20 protein-coding genes and 1 pseudogene are annotated in these 21,946 nt (G+C 61.0%); 12 read left to right on the top strand and 9 right to left on the bottom strand.

Annotation, left to right across the window (positions count from 1 at the left end):
- The first annotated feature begins 6 nt into the window (after positions 1-6).
- The 3 genes from ACIPL2_RS22665 to ACIPL2_RS22655 all read left to right on the top strand — a co-directional run bounded on the left by ACIPL2_RS22665 (position 7) and on the right by ACIPL2_RS22655 (position 3,228).
- Positions 7-1,089 carry a BMP family ABC transporter substrate-binding protein gene (locus tag ACIPL2_RS22665; RefSeq protein ID WP_401359909.1) on the top strand — a complete coding sequence of 361 codons (1,083 nt, stop codon included), beginning with the start codon at positions 7-9 and terminating at the stop codon, positions 1,087-1,089.
- 138 nt (positions 1,090-1,227) lie between these two features.
- Positions 1,228-2,193, top strand: coding sequence for a 2-oxoglutarate and iron-dependent oxygenase domain-containing protein (locus tag ACIPL2_RS22660; protein WP_401359906.1), 966 nt, complete (start codon positions 1,228-1,230; stop codon positions 2,191-2,193).
- A gap of 81 nt (positions 2,194-2,274) precedes the next feature.
- Complete coding sequence (locus ACIPL2_RS22655) at positions 2,275-3,228, top strand: adenosine deaminase (RefSeq protein WP_401359903.1); 954 nt, start codon at positions 2,275-2,277, stop codon at positions 3,226-3,228.
- A gap of 108 nt (positions 3,229-3,336) precedes the next feature.
- Here ACIPL2_RS22655 and ACIPL2_RS22650 read toward each other — a convergent pair whose 3' ends face one another.
- From ACIPL2_RS22650 to ACIPL2_RS22640, 3 genes are all read right to left on the bottom strand, one after another.
- Positions 3,337-4,716: an MFS transporter gene (locus ACIPL2_RS22650; RefSeq protein ID WP_401359900.1), complete on the bottom strand. Its 1,380-nt coding sequence runs from the start codon at positions 4,714-4,716 to the stop codon at positions 3,337-3,339.
- A 129-nt stretch (positions 4,717-4,845) separates the two neighbouring features.
- Positions 4,846-5,580: an ArsR/SmtB family transcription factor gene (locus ACIPL2_RS22645; RefSeq protein WP_401359897.1), complete on the bottom strand. Its 735-nt coding sequence runs from the start codon at positions 5,578-5,580 to the stop codon at positions 4,846-4,848.
- Between the two features lie 276 nt (positions 5,581-5,856).
- Complete coding sequence (locus tag ACIPL2_RS22640) at positions 5,857-6,786, bottom strand: LysR family transcriptional regulator (protein WP_401359894.1); 930 nt, start codon at positions 6,784-6,786, stop codon at positions 5,857-5,859.
- A 118-nt stretch (positions 6,787-6,904) separates the two neighbouring features.
- Here ACIPL2_RS22640 and ACIPL2_RS22635 point away from each other — a divergent pair, with 118 nt between their 5' ends.
- The 3 genes from ACIPL2_RS22635 to ACIPL2_RS22625 all read left to right on the top strand — a co-directional run bounded on the left by ACIPL2_RS22635 (position 6,905) and on the right by ACIPL2_RS22625 (position 8,563).
- Positions 6,905-7,198, top strand: coding sequence for a putative quinol monooxygenase (locus tag ACIPL2_RS22635; RefSeq protein WP_401359891.1), 294 nt, complete (start codon positions 6,905-6,907; stop codon positions 7,196-7,198).
- Positions 7,199-7,230: 32 nt separating this feature from the next.
- Complete coding sequence (locus ACIPL2_RS22630; RefSeq protein ID WP_401359888.1) at positions 7,231-8,244, top strand: zinc-binding alcohol dehydrogenase family protein; 1,014 nt, start codon at positions 7,231-7,233, stop codon at positions 8,242-8,244.
- A 148-nt stretch (positions 8,245-8,392) separates the two neighbouring features.
- Entirely contained in the window at positions 8,393-8,563 is a 171-nt protein-coding gene (locus ACIPL2_RS22625; RefSeq protein WP_177333666.1) for a hypothetical protein, read from the top strand.
- An 8-nt stretch (positions 8,564-8,571) separates the two neighbouring features.
- Here the strand turns inward: ACIPL2_RS22625 and ACIPL2_RS22620 are convergent, their stop codons facing one another.
- Together ACIPL2_RS22620 and ACIPL2_RS22615 are read right to left on the bottom strand one after the other, a co-directional pair.
- Positions 8,572-9,768, bottom strand: a complete 1,197-nt coding sequence (locus ACIPL2_RS22620; protein ID WP_401359884.1) for a multidrug effflux MFS transporter — start codon at positions 9,766-9,768, stop codon at positions 8,572-8,574.
- A gap of 213 nt (positions 9,769-9,981) precedes the next feature.
- Positions 9,982-10,179 (bottom strand): cation transporter, encoded by a 198-nt coding sequence (locus ACIPL2_RS22615; RefSeq protein ID WP_401359881.1) that lies wholly within the window; start codon positions 10,177-10,179, stop codon positions 9,982-9,984.
- Positions 10,180-10,326: 147 nt separating this feature from the next.
- On the opposite strand from ACIPL2_RS22615, the gene ACIPL2_RS22610 reads away from it, so the two are divergent.
- The 3 genes from ACIPL2_RS22610 (at position 10,327) to cueR (ending at position 13,749) form a co-directional block, all read left to right on the top strand.
- Positions 10,327-10,710, top strand: coding sequence for a hypothetical protein (locus tag ACIPL2_RS22610; protein WP_401359878.1), 384 nt, complete (start codon positions 10,327-10,329; stop codon positions 10,708-10,710).
- Positions 10,711-10,945: 235 nt separating this feature from the next.
- Entirely contained in the window at positions 10,946-13,339 is a 2,394-nt protein-coding gene (locus ACIPL2_RS22605; protein ID WP_401359875.1) for a heavy metal translocating P-type ATPase, read from the top strand.
- Complete coding sequence (cueR, locus tag ACIPL2_RS22600; RefSeq protein ID WP_401359872.1) at positions 13,336-13,749, top strand: Cu(I)-responsive transcriptional regulator; 414 nt, start codon at positions 13,336-13,338, stop codon at positions 13,747-13,749. The genes ACIPL2_RS22605 and cueR overlap by 4 nt, the downstream gene beginning before the upstream one ends.
- Here cueR and ACIPL2_RS22595 read toward each other — a convergent pair.
- Positions 13,703-14,917: an MFS transporter gene (locus tag ACIPL2_RS22595; RefSeq protein ID WP_401359869.1), complete on the bottom strand. Its 1,215-nt coding sequence runs from the start codon at positions 14,915-14,917 to the stop codon at positions 13,703-13,705. The genes cueR and ACIPL2_RS22595 overlap by 47 nt on opposite strands.
- Positions 14,918-15,261: 344 nt before the next feature.
- A complete protein-coding gene (locus tag ACIPL2_RS22590; RefSeq protein ID WP_059405712.1) occupies positions 15,262-16,155 on the bottom strand; it encodes a PA4780 family RIO1-like protein kinase in 894 nt (297 codons plus the stop codon).
- Positions 16,156-16,611: 456 nt separating this feature from the next.
- Between ACIPL2_RS22590 and ACIPL2_RS22585 the strand changes: the two are divergent.
- Positions 16,612-17,700: pseudogene (locus ACIPL2_RS22585) on the top strand (cache domain-containing protein); the annotation flags it as partial.
- Positions 17,701-17,790: 90 nt separating this feature from the next.
- Positions 17,791-18,558: a methyl-accepting chemotaxis protein gene (locus ACIPL2_RS22580; RefSeq protein WP_401359943.1), complete on the top strand. Its 768-nt coding sequence runs from the start codon at positions 17,791-17,793 to the stop codon at positions 18,556-18,558.
- Positions 18,559-18,685: 127 nt separating this feature from the next.
- On the opposite strand, the gene ACIPL2_RS22575 is transcribed toward ACIPL2_RS22580, so the two are convergent.
- Positions 18,686-19,477, bottom strand: a complete 792-nt coding sequence (locus ACIPL2_RS22575; protein WP_401359865.1) for an AraC family transcriptional regulator — start codon at positions 19,475-19,477, stop codon at positions 18,686-18,688.
- An 84-nt stretch (positions 19,478-19,561) separates the two neighbouring features.
- Between ACIPL2_RS22575 and ACIPL2_RS22570 the strand changes: the two genes are divergently transcribed.
- The gene (locus tag ACIPL2_RS22570; RefSeq protein ID WP_401359862.1) at positions 19,562-20,584 is read left to right on the top strand and encodes a bile acid:sodium symporter family protein; all 1,023 of its coding nucleotides are present in this window, start codon (positions 19,562-19,564) and stop codon (positions 20,582-20,584) included.
- On the opposite strand, the gene ACIPL2_RS22565 is transcribed toward ACIPL2_RS22570, so the two are convergent.
- Positions 20,571-21,848 carry an acetyl-CoA C-acetyltransferase gene (locus ACIPL2_RS22565; RefSeq protein ID WP_401359858.1) on the bottom strand — a complete coding sequence of 426 codons (1,278 nt, stop codon included), beginning with the start codon at positions 21,846-21,848 and terminating at the stop codon, positions 20,571-20,573. The genes ACIPL2_RS22570 and ACIPL2_RS22565 overlap by 14 nt on opposite strands.
- Positions 21,849-21,946 lie beyond the last annotated feature (98 nt).

The raw sequence follows: 21,946 nt of genomic DNA, 5'->3' as shown, positions 1-21,946 counted from the left end.
GAATTCATGCACAAACGTCCGTTGAAGAAGCTGCTTGGCGCCGTTGCGGCGGCCATCGGTCTGAGCGCCAGCCTGACTGCCAGTGCCGCTGACCCGCTGAAAGTCAGCTTCGTTTACATCGGCCCGATCGGTGACCACGGCTGGACGTATCAGCATGAACAGGGACGCAAAGCGCTGGCGGAAAAATTCGGTTCACAGATCACCACTAATTACGTGGAGAACGTCGCCGAAGGTGCCGACGCCGAGCGGGTGATCCGCAACATGGCCAAGGACAAGTACGACCTGATCTTCACCACCTCCTTCGGCTACATGAACCCGACGCTGAAAGTCGCCAGACAGTTTCCCAACGTGACGTTCGAACACGCCACCGGCTACAAGCAGGACAAGAACCTCGGCACCTACCTGGCGCGCACCTATGAAGGTCGCTACGTCGGCGGTTTCCTCGCGGCGAAGATGACCAGGACCAGGAAGATTGGCTACGTCGCGTCCTTCCCGATCCCGGAAGTGATCCGCGACATCAACGCCATTCAACTGGCCCTGAACAAGTACAACCCTGGCACCGAGATCAAAGTGGTGTGGGTCAATTCCTGGTTCGACCCGGGCAAGGAAGCCGATGCCGCCAACGCGCTGATCGATCAGGGCGTGGACGTGGTCTTCCAGCACACCGACAGCCCGGCACCGATCCAGGCGGCCGAACGTCGCGGCGTGTATGCGGTGGGCTACGCTTCGGACATGGCGCACTTCGGGCCGAAAGCAGTGCTGACGTCGATCGTCAATGACTGGGGGCCACACTACATTCAGGCGACTCAAAACGTGCTTGACCACATTTGGAAATCGCAGGATTACTGGGGTGGCCTGGAGGAAAGCACGGTTGAACTGCCGATCAGCGATCTGGTGCCGGTTGCGGTGAAAGCCGAAGCCGAGCAGATCATCGCCGATATCAAGAGTGGCGCCTTCCACCCGTTCACCGGGCCGATCAAGGATCAGGCGGGCGTCGAGAAAATCCCGGCTGGAGTAAGCGCAACGAATGCGCAACTGGCATCGATGAATTACTACGTCGAAGGCATGAAGGCTGACATTCCGAAGTAATTCCTTCCAACAAAACAATACCTGTGGGAGCGGGCTTGCCCGCGATGACGGCGGCACATCCAACAATGATGTAACTGACACACCGCTATCGCGGGCAAGCCCGCTCCCACAGGACCTTCAGCGCTTTTAGGGTTGAGTATGACCAGTCTGCCAATCATCGACATCGCCCCGCTCTACAGCGATGACCATCCCGCCTGGCAATCCGTCGCCACGCAAATCGACCATGCCTGCCGTGAATGGGGCTTTTTCTATATCAAGGGCCACCCGATCAGCCCGTCGCGCATCGACGCCATGCTCGACAGCGCCAAACGTTTCTTCGCCCTGCCCGCCACCGAAAAACTCCAGATCGACATCACCCAAAGCCGTCACCACCGCGGCTACGGCGCGATCGCCACCGAGCAACTCGACCCGAGCAAACCCAGCGACCTGAAAGAAACCTTCGATATGGGCCTGCACCTGCCGGCTGACCATCCCGAGGTGCTGGCGGAAAGGCCGTTGCGTGGCCCTAACCGCCATCCGGCGATGGCCGGCTGGGAAACGCTGATGGAGCAGCACTACATCGACATGCAGGCCCTCGCCCAAACCTTGTTGCGCGCGATGACACTGGCACTGGGCATCGAGCGCGATTTCTTCGACACTCGCTTCGTTGATCCGGTCAGCGTGCTGCGGTTGATTCACTACCCGCCGCGCCACACCGCCAGTTCCGCCGAGCAGCAAGGCGCCGGCGCTCACACCGATTACGGTTGCATCACGGTGCTGTATCAAGACGCCGCCGGTGGTCTGCAAGTCCGAAACGTAAAAGGCCAATGGATCGACGCGCCGCCCATCGACGGCACCTTCGTGGTCAACCTCGGCGACATGATGGCGCGCTGGAGCAACGACCGTTACCTGTCGACGCCGCATCGGGTGATCAGCCCGCTGGGCGTGGACCGTTACTCGATGCCGTTCTTCGCCGAGCCGCATCCCGACACGGCCATCGAATGCCTGCCCGGTTGCCAGGATGAACAGCACCCGGCGAAATATCCGGCGACCACCTGCGCACAGTTCCTGCTCTCGCGCTTCGCCGATACCTACGCCTATCGACGGGAACCGGAAACGCGTTGATGAACCTGCTGGTCAGGTTTTACCAATTGTTGCAGCAAGCATCTGTAGAATGCCGCCATTGCACCTGATGAGATTTCAACTATGTACAACTGGCTGAACGCCCTGCCCAAGGCAGAACTGCACCTGCACCTGGAAGGCTCGCTGGAGCCCGAGCTGCTGTTCGCCCTGGCGGAACGCAACAAGATCGCCCTGCCGTGGAGCGATGTCGAAACCCTGCGCAAGGCCTACGCCTTCAATAACCTGCAAGAGTTTCTCGACCTGTATTACCAGGGCGCCGACGTGTTGCGCACCTCTCAGGATTTCTACGACCTGACCTGGGCCTACCTGTTGCGTTGCAAGGCGCAGAACGTGATTCACACCGAACCGTTCTTCGATCCGCAGACCCACACCGACCGTGGCGTGCCGTTCGAAGTGGTGCTCAACGGCATCGCCGCCGCGTTGAAAGATGGCGAGCAGCAACTGGGTATTACCAGCGGTTTGATCCTGAGTTTCCTACGCCACTTGAGCGAAGAAGAAGCAGAGAAAACCCTCGACCAGGCGCTGCCATTCCGTGATGCGTTTGTCGCTGTCGGCCTGGACAGTTCCGAGATGGGTCATCCGCCGAGCAAGTTCCAGCGCGTGTTTGATCGTGCCCGTCACGAAGGTTTCCTGACTGTCGCCCACGCCGGCGAAGAAGGCCCGCCCGAGTACATCTGGGAAGCCCTCGACCTGCTGAAAATCCAGCGCATCGACCATGGCGTACGCGCCATCGAAGACGAGCGCCTGATGCAGCGGATCATCGACGAGCAGATCCCGCTGACCGTGTGCCCGTTGTCGAACACCAAGCTCTGCGTGTTCGATCACATGTCCCAGCACAACATTCTCGACATGCTTGAGCGTGGCGTGAAAGTGACGGTGAATTCGGATGATCCGGCGTACTTTGGTGGCTACGTCACCGAGAACTTCCACGCGTTGTACACCGATTTGGGCATGACCCAGGATCAGGCCAAGCGTTTGGCGCAGAACAGCCTGGATGCGCGGTTGGTCAAACCGTAAGACCAGCGCAAAACCAATGTGGGAGCGGGCTTGCTCGCGAAGGCGGAGTGTCAGTCACCATTTATGTAGCTGACACACCGCTTTCGCGAGCAAGCCCGCTCCCACATTTTAGATCGGTGTTGCTTCAGTCAACTCTTCCAATGTCTTGCCCCGCGTCTCCATCCCGAACACCCACACTACTGCCGCCGCAATCGCAAAACACATCGCCCCCAGCGCAAATACCCCGCCCTGCCCGGTCATCGGGAACACCAGCCCGGTCACCAACGGCCCCAGCAACGAACCCACTCGACCAATCGCCGAAGCGAAGCCCGAGCCCGTGGCCCGCGCCGACGTCGGGTACAACTCCGGGGTGTAGGTGTAGAGCACCGCCCACATGCCGAACAGGAAGAATTGCATCAACAGCCCAGAAGCGATCAGCAGGCTGACATTGCCGCCAAACACCGCGCTCTGACCGTAAAGAAACGCCATCACCCCGCCGCCCAGCAGTGTCACCACGCACACCGGTTTACGCCCCCAACGCTCGACCAGCCAGGCCGCCATCAGGAAACCGGGAATCCCGCCGAGGGAAATCAGCACGGTGTAATACACCGACTGGGTCACGGCGAAACCCGATTGTTGCAGCAGCGCGCTGAGCCACGACGTCAGGCCGTAGAAACCGAGCAAGGCAAAGAACCAGACACTCCAGATCATCATCGTGCGCTGGCGGTACAGCGGCGACCAGATTTGCTGCAACGCGGAAAAGAAAGTGCCCGGCGTACTCGCCACGTGCGGCAGTCGAATCGGCTCAGGCAAGTCCGAGCGCCCCAGCGAGGCTCGGACTTTGCTTTCGATACCGAGCAACACCTTGTCCGCCGCATCATGCCGCCCGGCCTGCTCCAGCCAGCGCGGAGACTCCGGAATGAAAAAGCGGATCGCCAGGACAAACACCGCCGGCACCGCCAGGACCAGGAAGATGTCGCGCCAGCCAATCACCGGCAACAGGAAGTACGACAGCAGCCCGGCCGCGACGAACCCCAGCGGCCAGAAACCGTCCATCAATGCGATATAACGCCCGCGCCCTTTGGCTGGAATCAGCTCGGACAGCATCGACTGAGCGATGGGAAACTCCATGCCCATGCCGATCCCCAACAGGATGCGGAACAAGGTCAGGGTTTCAACGTTCTGCGCCGTGGAACACAGGTAGCTGGCGATGCCCCACAACACGATGCTCCACTGGAACACCGGTTTACGTCCGAAGCGGTCGGCCAGCATGCCGGACAGCGACGCCCCCACCACCATGCCGAAAAAACTCGAACTGGCCAGCAACCCGGCCTGTGCCGTACTGAGGCCGAACTCGGTTTTGATCGAGCCGAGCAGGAACGTCATCATCGCCAGGTCCATGGAGTCGAAGAAAAACGCCAGGGCAATGATGATGAAAATAATCCGGTGATAACCGCTGATGGGCAGCCGTTCCAATCGTTCTGCCGCGCTGAAGCCTCGTGTTTCCATGCCACATCCCCCCAATCCGAAAGTCCCTGGATCGAGTGTGCGCGATAGCCGCCGCAGGCTGTTGCTGGATGCGACCTGGCCACAACCCTGAACGACGCCCGAGCGCCCGGACGTCAATCGCGCAGGTGTCTACAACGCCAGTTCCAGCTCGGTTTCCTTGGCGAATCGATGGATTTCACGCTGCCCCGCAGCGGTGATCTGCAAGGCACGCGAATCGTTGGGCAGGCTCAACCAGCCAGACTGCATGAACAGTTGCAGCAACGCCGCCCCCAGTGAACCGCCCATGTGCGGGCGTCTTTCGCTCCAGTCAGGACACGCGCAGGCGACCTTGCTGTTGCGATGGGCCAGCGCCTGAATGTACACACCGCGTGTCGCCAGTTGCGTGGCGCCCTTGTGCGTGATCATGACCCGCTGATCGAATTGCTCGATCCACCCCGCATCCAGCAGACGCTGGTAGAGATCGGCGGCCAGGGTGCCGCCCAAATGATCGTCACAGAGCCTGGCACGCAATAATGAAGACGGCGCAGCCTGAGGTTTGGCAACGGCGACCGTGCGTTTGAAAATATCCGGGAGTTCTCGTGGCGTGCTGGCCAGCGTGGCGCTGGCCAGTGCTTCTATCGCGGCGCCGACTTCCGGCGCGGCCAGTCGAAAGAACCGCTTGCGGCCACGGGCTTCGACCTTCAACAGACCTCCAGCGGACAAACGCCCCAAGTGTGCACTGGCCGAAGACGGTGACAGCCCGGCCAACAAGGCCAGCTCTTCGGTTTGCCGCGCCGAGCCGTCCATCAAGGCCCACATCATTGCGCTGCGCTTTGGGTCAGCCAGCAACGTGGCGATCTGACTGATGCAAGGTGCATGTTCCATGTATTCACTCCCTGTTGAATCGTTTCGTCTACTGCTCAGAGACATCTTGACCCGTTATGTGTCGTCGGCCAAGACGTGCAATCCGCCATAAACCTAAGCAAAGCCTCTCCCTCACACAGGCCATTGCTTCGCAGTGGTTGCGAAGCGCCAGGTGGCAAGATCGACGGTGCGCGCATGAGGCGGGCGCTAGTATAAGCGGGTTAACCGCCGGTTCCTGCCCACGGAAAACCATTGCTGCTGATAGTTCCTGAGTGAAATTTCGCTTTTTACCTGCGACTAATGATCGATACCCGATAACGGCGGAAAATGACTGCTTAACCGAGCGCATCGGCTGGCAAGCATTTCCCGCAACAGGTTCACCGGCTTACTCAATTGTGCGCGATGGGCGCACAGCAGATTCAGCGGTGCGCGCTCACACAGCAGCTCCGGCATCAGCACTTTCAATCGACCGGCCATTACATCGGCGGCGACATCGAGCCACGATTTGTAAGCGATCCCGGCACCCGCCACCGCCCACAAACGCACCACATCGGCATCGTCACTGAAACGATCACCGCTGACGGTCAGGCTGACTTCGCGTTTGCCGTCGTGAAAACTCCAGTGATCGTGGACGCGGCTGCCGAGCATGAACAACAGGCAATTGTGCTGGGCCAGTTGCTCCAGTTGCCGCGGCTCGCCCTGCCGGGCCAGGTATTCGGGTGATGCGCAGAGCACCCGGCGGTTGTGTGGGGCGATGGGCAACGCCACCAGGCTGGAGTCTTCCGGCTCGCCGTAACGCAGGGCAATGTCCACCGGTTGCCGGAACAGGTCGGCGATGCGGTCGCCGAGCAGCAAGCGCACGGTGAGCTTCGGATGCTCACGCTGAAACTCGTCCAGCCATGGCAACAGCAGGTTGCGACCGAAGTCCGAAGGCGCCGACAGCTGCAAAATCCCGCTGACCTGATCCTGGCCGCTGGCCAACAAACGACGGCCCTCATCGAGATTGCTCAGGGCCGCCCGGGCGTACTCGAGAAATCCCTCGCCTTCGGCGGTGAGGCGCAGGCTGCGGGTCGATCGGGCGAGCAAGCGGGCGCCCAGTTGCTGTTCGATGCGCTTCAACGCCGCACTGGCCACCGCCGGCGACATGTCCATGCCACGCGCTGCCGCCGACAGGCTGCCCAGGTCCGCCGCCCGAACGAACAACTGCAAATCATCGAAACGCAGCATCTTCAACCCTGATTATCAAAAAAATATTGAAAGAGACTGCTCTTTTAGCGGGTTTTATCTTGCAGAGAAATAACCAATCATCTGTGCCATCGAAATCATCCCATTCCCGGAGTCGACCATGTCCCAGCCGTTTACCGCCATCGCCACCCTCATCGCCAAAGACGGCCAGCAAGCTGCCCTCGAACAGCACCTGCGCGCGCTGCTGGAACCGACCCGCGCCGAAGCGGGTTGCGGTCAATACGATCTGCATCAGGACCTCGCCAATCCTCTGGCTTTCTACATGATCGAAAAGTGGAGCAGCGACGAAGCCCTAAAAGCCCATGACGCCAGCGCGCATATCCAGAACTTTCGCGCCAAGGCCGGGGACTTTCTCGAACACTTCGATCTCAAGCGCCTGCGTACCGTGGCCTGACCCTTCCTTTATTACTTTTTCGGAGCGCCCTTATGAAAGCCATTGCCTACTACGCCTCCCTGCCAATCAGCGACGAGAAATCCCTGCAAGACATCGAACTGCCAGAACCGGTGGCCGGCCCGCGTGACCTGTTGGTCGAAGTCAAAGCCATTTCGGTGAACCCGGTGGACACCAAAGTTCGTCAGAACGTCCAGCCCGAGGGTGGCGCGGCGAAAGTGTTGGGCTGGGACGTGGCCGGAGTGGTCAAGTCGGTCGGTAGTGAAGTCACGCTGTTCAAGGCGGGCGACAAGGTCTTCTACGCCGGCTCCATCGCCCGTGCCGGCGGCAACAGTGAACTGCACGTGGTGGATGAGCGGATCGTCGGCCATATGCCGAAAACCCTCGGTTTCGCCGAAGCCGCCGCATTACCGCTGACAGCCATTACCGCCTGGGAACTGCTGTTCGAACGCCTGCAAGTGCGCGAAGGCAACACCGATGAAGGCCAGAGCCTGCTGATCGTCGGCGCGGCCGGCGGTGTCGGTTCGATCCTCACGCAACTGGCCCACCAGCTCACCGGGCTGAAAGTCATCGGCACCGCGTCGCGCCCGCAAACCCAGAGCTGGGTGCGTGAACTGGGTGCCGACCTGGTGATCGATCACAGCCAGCCATTAAGCGAAGCATTGAAACGCGCCGGCCTCGATCAGGTGACCCACGTGGCCAGCCTCACCCAGACCGATCATCACCTGGACCAATTGGTCGAGGCATTGGCGCCGCAAGGCAAGCTGGCCTTGATCGATGATCCGAAGGCGCTGGACGTGACCAAGCTCAAGCGCAAGAGCCTGTCGCTGCACTGGGAGTTCATGTACACCCGCTCGCTGTTCGAAACCGCTGACATGATCGAGCAACACCAATTGCTTAACCGCGTGGCCGGGCTGATTGATGCCGGGACGTTGAAAACCACGGTGGGCGAGCACTTCGGGACCATCAACGCGGCTAACCTGCGGCGTGCTCATGAGCTGCTGGAAAGCGGAAGGTCCAAAGGCAAGATCGTGCTTGAAGGGTTCTGAAATAGATTGAAACAGTGTCGTCCGCCCGGACGACACCGTCAGTCCGAGAGTTGACCGTTGTCACAATGGTGATCGTATTCGGGGTCTACAATCGAAACTCCGCGGCACCCTCTTTACAGAACATCTTTTACGAGAGGAGAGATCAGCAATGAAGATCCTGATAAAAGAAGTGGCAACATCCTGCTGGCAAGTCCGCCTGGACCAGCATGCTGTGACGTTCCGTAGCGAAGCCGAAGCTCGCGCCTTCACCCGCACCCTTGAAGCGCGCCTGCAAGCTCCTCATCAAATTCCCGTCCAGCAGCAGCGCGCTGCTGGCTGAGGCCATCCTCAGGCCTGGGCTTGTGCCAGTGCCCGGGCATTTTGCAAACGCCGGGTGAGCATCGCGACGCTCACCACCAGAATTCCGCACAGGCTGATGACCATGGCCATCGGCACGGCGCTGCCATCGTGTAAAACCCCCACCAGCGCCGCGGCCCCGGCCGCGACGCTGAATTGCAGGCAACCGAGCATCGCCGACGCGCTACCGGCCCGGGCGCCCTGACCGTTCATCGCGCAAGCCGAGGCGTTGGGGAGGATGCAACCCAGGCTGGCGATGCAGATGAACAGTGGAATCAGCAACGGCCATAGCTGCTCGGTGTGCATTGAACTGACGGCGAGCAGCGCCAGGCCGCCACCGACGTAAATCCATACCGTGCGCGCCAACAGAAACGCCGGGCCACGCTTGGCCAGCATTCTCGCGTTGATCTGCGCCACCAGAATGAACCCCGCCGCGTTGAGGCCGAACAGCCAGCCGAAATGTTCGGCCGGTACGCCGTACAGTTTGATGAAGACGAACGGTGAGCCGGCGATGTAGGAAAACATCCCGGCGATGGCGATGCCGCCGGTCAAGGCGTGGCCGAGATAGATCGGGTCCGAGAGCAGCCGACCGTACTGACGCAACGCCCCCGACAACGGCTGACGCGGCACATGGGCCGGTAGACTTTCCGGCAGCCCAAGCGCGACGGCCAGTCCGGCCAGGGCACTGAAACCGGTCAGCACGAGAAAGATCGACTGCCAGCCCGTGGTGTTGACCAACAGCCCGCCGAGCATGGGGGCCAGAATCGGCGCCAACCCCATCACCAGCATCAATTGCGAGAAGACCTTCGCCGAACCGACCGCATCGCACTTATCGCTGACCACCGCCCGCGAGATCACCATCCCCGCGCAACCACCCAACGCCTGAATGAAACGCGCGCCGATCAGCCATTCCAGATTCGGCGCAAAGGCGCAAGCCACGGACGCAACGGTGAACAAACCGACACCGGTCAGCAAGGGAATGCGTCGCCCGAAACGATCCGCCACCGGGCCATAAGCCAGCTGACCAAGGGACAAACCCAGGAAATAAGCCGCCAGGGTCAACTGGACGTGTTTTTCATCGGTGCCGAACGCGAGCGCCATTGCCGGGAATGCGGGCAGATAGAAATCGATCGCCAGCGGACCGAATGCGCTCAAGGCGCCAAGAATCAGAATGATGCGGAAGTTCATCGGGCATCCCGTTGGACAAAGGTCGGCAGCCCGACAGTCTAGCCGCGCAGGGACGCCTTGAACATTCCGATAGGTCGCTAACTAATAAAAAACCCCGACAAACCCTAAAACCTGTAGGAGCCGAGCTTGCTCGCGAAGGCGGTGGAACAGTCACTGAGAGGTTGAATGTGCCACCGCTTTCGCGAGCAAGCTCGGCTCCTACAAAAAATCTGCTCAGGCGACTTTGGCGGCGTAGCCTTCTTCGGTGATGGCGGCGATTACCTGGTCAGTCGTCAGCGCACTCTCGACGCCAACTTCCTTCGCCGCCAGATCGACCCGCACACTGGCGGCCGGGTCCTTGGCTTGCAGCGCCTGGGTGATGGCTTTGACGCAGTGACCGCAGGACATGCCTTCAACGTTGAACACTTGCATGGGGTGACTCCTTGAGTGAGGTTGCCTGCAGTCTCGAGCTTGCCACCATGGCAAGGTCAAGTTCTGTCGCAAACTGCCGGGCTGGCAATCGGCGTCGCGCTCGGCCAAGCTGCGTCCATCAATGACTCGACCTCAGGAGATTCAGCCATGCGCTGGCCAGCTCTCAGCCTGTTTGGCTTCCTCAGCCTTTTCGCCGCCGTGCCCTCGGTCAATGCTGCCGGGGAGGACTATGGCGTGCTGATCATTTCCCGCGAGCGCCTGGAAGTGTCGACCAACTGCGAGATCGGTGTGTACATCCAGGATCAGTTGTCGGCGCGGTTGTTCCAGGAACAGAGCACTTCGTTCAATTTGCCGCCGGGCAATGTGTCATTGCGCCTCAAGCTGCTGCCGGGGCAGGCACCGGGCTGCAATCCGGGCATGCTCGCACCGGGTTCGCAGATCATCACGCTCAAGGCCGGGGATGTGCTGAAGTTCCGGATTGCGATGACGCAGGAAGGGATGTACCTCAAGCCTGCCGCCCTCGAATACTGACCTTCACATTTGTGTTGGCTGTGATGGCCTCTTCGCGAGCAAGCCCGCTCCCACATTCGACCGTATTCTTCCGGGAGAACGCGATTAAATGTGGGAGCGGGCTTGCTCGCGAAGAGGCCCGACCCGGTCGCCCTGCCCGACCAGAACCAGCCTGCGGCAATTTGTAGATTGGCGCTTGACCTTGCCCGCATGGCAAGGTTGATCCTGTAGGCATCTTCTACAGGGAGCGTGACCGATGTCCGAATCCACCACTTTCGATCTGCCGATTGCCGGCATGACCTGCGCCAGTTGCGCCGGGCGTGTCGAGCGTGCCTTGAGCAAAGTCATCGGCGCCAGTGCTGTCAGCGTCAATCTGGCCACCGAACAGGCCCGGGTTCAAGCACCCAGCGACAGCCTGCCAGCGTTGATGGACGCCGTGCAGCAAGCCGGCTACAGCGTGCCCCAACAGAACCTGGAATTGAGCATCGATGGCATGACCTGCGCGTCATGTGTCGGCCGGGTCGAACGTGCGCTGGCCAAAGTGCCGGGGGTGAAGCGCGTCAGCGTCAATCTGGCCAACGAACGCGCCCACCTCGAACTGCTCGGTCAGGTCGATCCGCAAACCCTGATCGCGGCCGTGACCAAAGCCGGCTACAGCGCCAGCGTCTGGGAAGTCGAACACCCACAAACCGACAACCAACAAGCCCGCCTGCACCGTGAACGCTGGGCCTTGATCATGGCCATCGCCCTCGCCTTGCCGCTGGTGCTGCCGATGGTGCTGCAACCGTTCGGCGTGCACTGGATGCTCCCGGCCTGGGTGCAATTTGCGTTGGCCACGCCGGTGCAATTCATCTTCGGTGCACGCTTTTATGTGGCCGCCTGGAAAGCCGTGCGCGCCGGGGCCGGCAATATGGATTTGCTGGTCGCCCTCGGCACCAGCGCCGGTTACGGCTTGAGTCTTTACGAATGGGCCACCGCCGCCGGGGGCATGCCGCACCTGTATTTCGAAGCCTCTGCGGTGGTGATCGCCCTGGTACTGTTGGGCAAATACCTGGAAAGCCGCGCCAAGCGCCAGACCGCCAGCGCCATTCGCGCCCTCGAAGCCTTGCGCCCGGAGCGGGCGATTCAAGTGATCGGCGGCCGAGAACAGGATGTCGCCATCAGCGCGTTGCGCCTCAATGATCTGGTGATGGTCAAACCCGGCGAACGTTTCCCGGTGGACGGCGAAGTGGTCGAAGGTCAGAGCCACGCCGACGAAGCGCTGATCAGCGGCGAAAGCCTGCCGGTGCCCAAACAACCTGGCGACAAGGTCACCGGTGGCGCGATCAATGGCGAAGGCCGGTTGTTGGTGCGTACCCAGGCGCTCGGCGCGGAAACCGTGCTGGCGCGGATCATCCGTCTGGTGGAGGACGCTCAAGCCGCGAAGGCGCCCATCCAGAAACTGGTGGATAAAGTCAGCCAGGTCTTTGTGCCTGTTGTTCTGCTGCTGGCCTTGGCCACCTTGATCGGCTGGTGGCTGTATGGCGCGCCGATGGAAACGGCGCTGATCAACGCCGTTGCGGTGCTGGTAATCGCCTGCCCTTGCGCACTGGGTCTGGCCACGCCGACCGCGATCATGGCCGGCACCGGTGTCGCGGCGCGCTATGGGATTCTGATCAAGGACGCTGAAGCGCTGGAACGTGCGCATGAAGTCAGCGCCGTGGTGTTCGACAAGACCGGCACGCTGACTTCGGGGGCGCCGCGCATTGCTCACTTGAGCGCCATCGACGCTGACGAAGCCACCCTGCTGCAACTGGCCGGCGCCCTGCAACGCGGCAGTGAACACCCGCTGGCCAAGGCAGTTCTGGAGGCGTGTGCCGAACGCCATTTGAGCGTGGCCGATGTCAGCGACAGCCAGTCGCTGACCGGGCGCGGCATTGCGGGCACGTTGAACGGTCGTCGGTTGGCCCTGGGCAATCGTCGTTTGTTGGAAGAAAGCGCTTTGAACGCCGGTGAATTGGCGGACGCCGCCACCGCCTGGGAAGCCGAAGGCCGGACCCTGTCCTGGCTGATCGAACAAAGCCCCGAGTCGCGAGTGCTGGGTCTGTTTGCCTTTGGCGACACGTTGAAACCCGGCGCCCTGCAAGCCGTGCAACAACTCAGCGCACGGAACATCAGCAGCCACCTGCTGACCGGTGACAACCGTGGCAGCGCCAAAGTGGTTGCCGAGGCGCTGGGCATCAGCGATGTCCACGCCGAAGTGCTGCCAGCCGACAAAGCGGCCACTGTCGCCCTACTAAAGAAAACCGGCGTGGTCGCAATGGTCGGCGACGGCATCAACGACGCCCCGGCCCTGGCCGCTGCTGATATCGGCATCGCCATGGGCGGCGGCACCGACGTGGCCATGCACGCGGCCGGGATAACCCTGATGCGCGGCGATCCACGGCTAGTGCCGGCGGCGCTGGAGATCAGCCGCAAAACCTACGCGAAGATTCGGCAGAACCTGTTCTGGGCGTTCGTCTATAACCTGATCGGCATTCCGTTGGCGGCTTTTGGCTTCCTCAACCCGGTGCTGGCCGGCGCCGCCATGGCACTGTCGAGCGTCAGCGTGGTGAGCAATGCGCTACTGTTGAAAACCTGGAAACCCAAGGATCTGGAGGACACTCAATGAACATCGGCCAAGCGGCCCGCGAAAGCGGCCTGAGCGCAAAGATGATCCGTTATTACGAGTCCATCGGTTTGCTCAAGGCGGCCCATCGCACCGACAGCGGGTATCGGGTGTACGGCGCCGACGACCTGCACACCCTGGCGTTCATCAAGCGTTCGCGGGACTTGGGTTTCTCACTGGAAGAGGTCGGCAAACTGCTGACCCTCTGGCAGGACCGCCAGCGTGCCAGTGCTGACGTGAAGGCGTTGGCCCGCCAGCACATCGACGAGCTCAACCAGAAAATCCTCGAACTCGGTCAGTTGCGCGACACCCTGCAGGACCTGGTCGAGCATTGTCATGGCGACCATCGCCCGGACTGCCCGATTCTCAAGAACCTTGAGTCTGGCTGCTGCGCCGCACCCGCTCGCCCCTGATGGCCAAGCCCTTCACCACCAGCAATGTGGTGAGGGGAATGCCATGGAACAGCAGCACCACGGCACCCGGCGTCCACCACGAATAAAAGGGCGCGGCGATCAGCATGCCGACGCCAAACCCGGTCATTTGCAGCAGGGTCAGGAAGCTGAAAATCGGCAGGCGCAGGCTGTCCGGTTCGCGTTGCAGACGCGACATCAGGCCGACTTCCGAAAAGCCGTCGCCCAAGCCCGCCGGCAACGCAAACAGCAGCAAACCGTAGAGCGTGTGCTGCTGGAACATCAGGATGAAGCCGCACGACATCAGCAATACGCCGAAGAAGAATCGCCGCTCCAGGTTCACGTTTCCCGAGCCTTTCAGGCGGCTGGCGATTCGCGCACCGATGAGTTTTCCGCAGGCCCAGACCGCCAGCATCAGGCCCAGCGTGGTGCTGGCCGATTCGGGTGTGAGCAGCCTGGAAATGATCGGGAAACCGACGTTGTGCGCAGCGCTGCCAAGGGTGTCGGCCATAGTGACTGCGAGCATCGTGGCCACCACCGGTGTACTTCGCAAACCCTGGCGCAGGGCGTGCCACTCTCCCCGCTCATTGGCTGGCTCGGCACTGGGCGCGATTCTGGAAAAGCGCAGCGGCACGATGAACAACGCGGCCAGCAGGTACGTGGCCACGTTCAACGCGAACACCGTTTCAAAGCCGAACACCGCCACCAACAGCCCTGCCACCAGACTCCCGCCGACCATTGCCGCTGACGACGCCGAGGTGATCCAGGCGTTGGTCTTGAGCAAGTGTTCGCCGTCGATCAAGTGCGGCAACTGACTGTTAAGGCCGATGGCGAACATCGAATTACCGAAGCCCAGGCCGAAGGCGATCACGGGTAGCAGCAGTGCTTGTTGCGCGACCGGCAACACCAGCAACAGCCCCAGCAACACAGCACGCAACAGATCAAAGGCAATCAGCGGCAGGCGCCCGGCCCAGCGCCGGTAAAAAGTCGTGCCTATAAGGCTGGCAAAAATGCCTCCGCCCACGCGGCTCGCGAGGAAGATGCCGACGCTCATGGCGCTGTTGCTGAGCAGGTAGACGTAAGTGGCCAGAGCCACCATGTTGAGGAAGGCACCGAAATCCGAGATCAGACGGGCGGCGATGATCAGTTGAGCGTTGCGGGTGGAGTTCACATTCAATCCTTGAGTGTGGAGTGTTACGAGTGCGGCCAGTATGTGGGAGCGAGCCTGCGCGCGAAAGCGGACTGTCAGGCGACCTGATGTTGGAGGTGATGGCCTCTTCGCGAGCAAGCCCGCTCCCACAGGGTTTTGGGTCGGGCACAAAAACGGCGGCCCCCCACAATCCAGTGTGGGAGCGGGCTTGCTCGCGAAAGCGGACTGTCAGGCGACAATGATGTTGGATGTGCTAGCCTTTTCGCGAGCAAGCCCGCTCCCACATTTGATCTCCAGTGTTTGGAGGTCTCGTTGGCAGGCATCCACAAAAAAACCCGGCCGAAGCCGGGTTTTGGGTTAACCGATCACTGCATCCAGGGTGGAGGCGGTTCTTCGGTTTTGCCGGGGGGCGCGTCATCAGCGGCGCGCACCGCTTGCTTGCGCTCTTCATCGAGGCGGGCGGCCTCGATCTCGCGCATGATCCCGCCAACGTCGGCGATCTCTTCCGGCTCGTCGAACTCGCCGGTCAAGAGGCTGGCCGGGTGCAAGGTGCCGGCTTCGTACAACGCCCACATTTCCTTGGCGTACTTGGTCTTTTTCAACTCCGGCGCAAACCGCCCGAAGTAGGACGCCATGTTGCCCACGTCCCGCTCCAGCATATTGAACGCGTGGTTATTGCCCGCCGCGTCCACCGCTTGTGGCAAGTCGATGATCACCGGGCCGGTCGGGGTCAGCAGCACGTTGAACTCGGACAGGTCACCGTGCACCAGACCGGTACACAACATCAGCACGATCTGCGAGATCAGGAACGCGTGATATTCGCGCGCCTGGTCCGGTTCCAGCACCACGTCGTTCAGACGCGGTGCGGCATCACCGTACTCGTCGGCCACCAGTTCCATCAGCAGCACGCCTTCCAGGAAGTCGTAAGGCTTGGGAACCCGCACACCAGCACCGGCCAAACGGAACAACGCCGCCACTTCGGCGTTTTGCCAGGCGTCTTCGGTTTCTTTCTTGCCGAACTTGGAACCCTTGGCCATGGCCCGGGCCTGCCGGCTGTTGCGTACCTTGCGGCCTTCCTGATATTCGGCCGCCTGGCGGAAACTGCGTTTATTCGCCTCCTTGTAGACCTTCGCGCAACGTAGCTCGTTACCGCAGCGCACCACATAAACAGCTGCTTCTTTACCACTCATGAGTGGGCGCAGCACCTCGTCGACCAGACCGTCCTCGATCAGGGGTTCAATGCGTTTTGGAGTCTTCATCAGCTTTTATTGTGGGTCCTTTATTACCAAACACGCGAAAGTCATTCGTTATACGGCAATCCACTCATTCGGGGGAGGGGTTGCCGACCTATGAACGCTCCCATGAACATTAATAAGCACACAATGTGCCGGAATATCCCGGCAAACCCGCCACCCGTCATCATCCGTCCAGGATCATAGCTGAGCCTGCGTCACGTGTTGCGGTAGGGCTTTGCGGGCATTTGCGACAGAAGCTGACACTCCAGTTCATACCCTTCGTAGGATTTTTCTCAATAGTCCTCAATTTCCGCCTCCAGCAGCCGAAGTCCTCAGTGACAGAGTGATTTGTCCGACAATCGTTTCGACAGAAAACAACGATGGCGCACCAGGGAACCCGGTGATCAAAAACGTTTACGGCTGCCAATAATCCGCGAGTCATCTGCACTGCGTGGGCCTACAAGAAAATCTGGAGCGCGGATGAACATCAAACAGAAGTTGACCTGGGCGTTTGCAATCATCGCCTGCTTGCCGGTGGTGCTGGTCGCCACGCTCGTTGTGCTGAACCTGCGCAGTGATGCCAAGGACGCGTTCGTCGACGGCAGTGCCCGCGAGATCCGTCAGGTCAGCAATGCCATGCAGTTGTTCTTCGACGGCATCAGCCAGAACGTCGATTACCTGGCCACCCAGCCGCTGATCAAGAATTCCGACGACAGCCTCAAGACCTACATGAGCGCCAACGCCGAAAGTATTCCTCAAGGCGAGGCGGACAAAAAAGTCTTCGCCCTCCTGCAGGACCTGGGCAACAGCCATCCTTCCTACGCCTATGCCATTCTCGGTACGGCCGCGGGCGGTTATGTGTCGTGGCCGGACGATGCCAAGCTGAACAACTACGACCCGCGCCAGCGCCCCTGGTACAAGGCCGCCCAAGCCAAGCCGGGCAAGCCGTTTCGCACCGAGGCTTATTACTGGGCTCAGGATGACGCGACTTACGTCAGTACCGTGCGCACCATCGACAACAAGCTGGGCACCAATGGCGGCGTGGTCAGTATCGACGTGACGCTCAAGCAGCTCACCGAAATCGTCAAACAGATCAAGCTCGGCGAAACCGGCTACCTGATGCTGCTGGAAAACACCGGCACCGTGCTGGTGGACCCGAAGCAACCGGAACACAACTTCAAAGCCTTGAGCAGCCTCGGCGAGGGCTACGCGCAACTGGGCAAGGCCGGTAAAGGCCTGGTGGAAGTCGAACTCAATGGCGAACGCTACATGGCCAACGTCTGGCCGTCGGAGCAGTTGGGTTGGACCTTCATCGGCCTGATCAAGCAGACCGACGTGATGAGCTCGGCCACCCAGTTGACCTGGCTGATCGCGATCATCGCCGCCGTGTTGGCCGTGCTTTTCGCCGTTGTCGGCGCCAGTTTCGCCAGCGTCATCGTGCGCCCGATCCGCAGCGTGGCCAGCGGCCTGGAAGGCATCGCGCAAGGTGAAGGCGACCTGACCAAGAACCTGCAAATCCGTGGCAGCGACGAAACCGCGCAACTGGCGAACTGGTTCAACCAGTTCCTGGCGGCGATTCGCAACCTGATCCAGAGCATCGGCGGCGCCGCGACCAAGATCCTCGCCACCTCCAAGAGCTCGACCCAGGTCTCCAGCGACATGGCCGAAGCGGCCGGCCGCCAGCGTGAAGCGGTGGACATGGTGTCCACGGCGTTCCACGAGATGGTCGCCACTGCCAACGAAGTCGCGCGCTCTTGCAGCCAGGCGGCGGAATCTGCCGACAGTGGCCAGCGTCAGGCGCGCGAAGGTCAGCAGCAGATTGATGCGGCAGTGACCAGCGTCGATCGCCTGAGCCAGGAAATCGAACAATCGGCGCAATCGATGCAACAACTGGAACGCGACAGCAACGACATCCAGTCGATCCTCGGCACCATCCGCTCGATTGCCGAACAGACCAACTTGCTGGCGCTGAACGCGGCCATTGAAGCCGCGCGGGCCGGTGAGCAAGGGCGTGGTTTTGCCGTAGTGGCTGACGAAGTGCGGGCCCTGGCCAAACGCACGGCGGACTCCACGGCGGAGATCGACGGCCTGCTCGGCAACCTCGCCAAGCGCACCAGCCAAGTGACGCAGCAGATGCATGCGAGCCTGGAAGTGTCCCAGCAATCGGTGACCCGCATCGGCGAAGCGCGCAGCAGCTTTGGCTTGATTCGCGAGTCGGTGGATGTGATTCGCGACATGAACACGCAAATCGCCACGGCGGCGGAACAACAGCATCAGGTGGCAGAAGACATCAACCGGCACATCAGCCAGATTCATGGTGATGCGCAGTTGGTGGCAGAACTGGCGAACTCGGCGCGGCTGGATTCGCAGAGCCTGGCCGGGTTGTCGAATGAGCTGGATGGGTTGGTTCGACGGTTCAGGACCTGATCTCCTCGAACACCACTGATCAGTGTGGGAGCGGGCTTGCTCGCGAAGGCGATGTACCAGTCGACATCTTCGTTGACTGACACGCCGCCTTCGCGAGCAAGCCCGCTCCCACATTTGATTTGCGCTGTTACTGCTTGAATAGTTCGCCGGGGGTAAATCCGAACAGGCTTTTGAACGCCGCGATAAACGCCGACGTCGAGTCATACCCGCAAGACAGCGCGGCATTGGTCACGCTGTCGCCCTCCTCCAGCAAACTCAATGACGACAGCAGCCGCATCCGCTGCCGCCACCCTCGAAAACTCAAGCCCGTCTCGCGCTGAAACAAGCGCATCAAGGTTTTCTCCGACGTCCCCAACCGCTGCGCCCATTCCTGCAAGGTCACGTTGCGCTCCGGGCTTTCAATCAGTTCGTTGCACAACCCCAGCAATCGCTGATGACGTGGCAACGGCAGGGAAAAGCCGACCTCCGGCAGATTCGCCAACTGATCCAGCAGCACATTCACCAGCCGCGACTCCGCGCTGTCGCCTTGCGGGTATTCCACGGGCAGCAGGCAAAAACTCTTGATCAGCTCCCGCGCCAACGGCGTCACTTCCAGCACCCGGCAACGCCCGTCCGCCCACTCACAATCCTCGCGGCGCACGTACAGGCTGCGCATCTCGGCGCGCATCGAGGTGACGACTTGATGCTCCAGGTCTGCCGGAATCCAGATCCCCCACTGCGGCGGCGCAAAGAAACTGCCCTCGGCCGTGTGCACGCCAAGCACGCCGCTGATGGCGTAGGAAAACTGCACCCAGTCGTGACGATGCGGCGGTGTCCACGAACCGGCGTTCAAGCTTTCCGCCCGCGCATACAACGCACGCGGCAACGCCGACAGGGTCGGAATCGTCCGCTCGAGGGAAAGTTGTCCGTTAGTCGGCATTGATTGGCCTTATGTCGCAAGACGGCTGATTAGGCCGACGTTAGGCTAAGTCACCATTTCTTACAAATGTATTCGGTGCCTGTCATGCATGCCTTCAAACACCTCAAACGCGTCGTCACCGACTGGTTCTTGTGCGGCATGCTGATCGCCACGCTGCTGTCGTATTTCTTCCCGAGCTTCGGCGCCACCGGTGGTGGCATGCATGCCGAGTACGTGATCAACATCGGTGTGTTCCTGGTGTTCTTCCTGCACGGGGTCAACCTGTCCAGCGAGCAGATCAGCCAGGGTTTGAAAAACTGGAAACTGCACGTCATGGTCCAGGGTTTCACCTTTGCGGTGTTCCCGTTGATCTGGCTGGTGAGCGACAAGCTGCTGGGCTCGCATGTTCCTTCTCTGCTGATGCTCGGTTTCCTCTACCTCTGCGCCCTGCCCTCGACCATCTCGTCTTCGGTGGCGTTGACCGGCAGCGCGGGCGGTAACGTGCCGGCGGCAATTCTCAATGCGAGCCTGTCCAGCGTGCTGGGGATTTTCATCACACCGTTGCTGGTGAGTTTCGTGGTCGGCAGCGGCGCCGGGGGCATCGACCTCGGCTCAACCCTGCTCGACCTCTGCGCCATGCTGTTGTTGCCGCTGGTGCTCGGGCAATTGGTGCGGCCGTTTTTCGGCAAGTTTTTCGCTCGGCACAAGCGCTACACCAACGTCGTCGACAAGCTGGTGATCCTGCTGCTGGTGTACGCGGCGTTCTGCAATTCAATGGTGTCGGGGATGTGGCAGCAACAGGGCGACAGCGTGATTCTCACGGCGTTGATCGGCAGCGCGATGCTGCTGGCGGTGATTCTGTGGATGACCACCCGCACCGCGCGCGCCTTGAAGTTCAGCCAGGCCGATGAGATCGCAGCGGTGTTCTGCGCCAGCAAAAAATCCCTGGCGGCGGGTGCGCCGATGGCGGCGTTGATCTTCGGTGCCAACCCAGGCCTGGGGCTGATTCTGCTACCGATCATGATCTACCACCCGTTGCAGCTGATCGTCTGCTCGGTGATGGCCGAGAGTTACGCCAACCGCAAACACACCGTGCCGCAGGACGCCGAACTGCTCAGCGCTCGATAATCGCCGTCACGCCCTGGCCACCGGCGGCGCAGATCGAGATCAACCCTCGCCCCTTGCCCGCCGCATCGAGCAACTTGGCCAGGTTGGCGACAATGCGCCCACCCGTAGCGGCAAATGGATGCCCGGCCGCCAGTGAACTGCCTTTGACGTTGAGTTTGCTGCGGTCGATGGAACCCAACGGCGCATCGAGACCGAGACGGGTTTTGCAATACTCTGGATCTTCCCAGGCCTTCAACGTGCAGAGCACCTGCGCAGCGAAGGCTTCGTGGATTTCGTAGTAATCGAAGTCCTGCAAGGTCAGGCCATTGCGCGCCAGCAAGCGCGGTACCGCATACACCGGCGCCATCAACAGGCCCTCGGCCCCGTTGACGAAATCCACCGCCGCCGCTTCGCCATCGCGCCAGTACGCGAGAATCGGCAAGCCGCGCTCCTTCGCCCATTCCTCACTGCCCAGCAGCACCAGCGACGCACCGTCGGTGAGTGGCGTGGAGTTGCCGGCGGTCATGGTGCCCTTGGCACTTTTCTCGAAGGCCGGTTTCAGCGAGGCGAGTTTTTCCAGGGTCAGGTCCGGGCGCAGGTTGTTGTCGCGGGTCAGGCCGAGGAACGGCGTCATCAAGTCGTTGTGCCAGCCTTCGGTGTAAGAGGCGGCGAGTTTTTGGTGGCTTTCCAACGCCAGTTGATCCTGCTCGGCGCGCGGGATGTTCCAGGTTTGCGCCATCAACTCGCAATGTTCGCCCATCGAAAGGCCGGTGCGCGGTTCGCCGTTGCGGGGAAACTCCGGGATCAGATGACGCGGACGCACCTGCAAAAAAGTCTTCAGTTTGTCGGCGGTGGTCTTGGCGCGATTGGCTTGCAGGAGGATTTTGCGCAGGCCTTCGTTGATGCCGATCGGCGCATCGGACGTGGTGTCGACACCGCCGGCGATGCCGCAGTCGATCTGGCCGAGGGCGATTTTATTTGCCACCAGCAACGCCGCTTCAAGGCCGGTACCACAGGCTTGCTGGATGTCGTAGGCCGGGGTGGTCGGCGACAGCCGCGAGCCGAGCACGCATTCGCGGGTCAGGTTGAAGTCCCGCGAATGCTTGAGCACCGCCCCCGCCGCCACTTCGCCCAGGCGCAGGCCGTGCAGGTTGAAGCGTTCGATCAAGCCTTCGAGCGCTGCGGTGAGCATCGCCTGGTTACTGGCGGTTGCGTACGGCCCGTTGGAACGGGCGAAGGGAATACGGTTACCGCCGATAATCGCGACGCGGCGCAGCTGAGTCATGAAAAGCTCCTTCAATTCTATTGAGGCCACCGCCCGTGTAGGAGCAGAGCTTGCTCGCGAAGGCGGTGTGTCAGCTACATTAATTCCGACTGACGTAC

The organism is Pseudomonas sp. NPDC086251 (assembly GCF_044746405.1).
GTDB lineage: Bacteria > Pseudomonadota > Gammaproteobacteria > Pseudomonadales > Pseudomonadaceae > Aquipseudomonas.
This window is presented reverse-complemented; position numbering and strand designations above follow the sequence as displayed.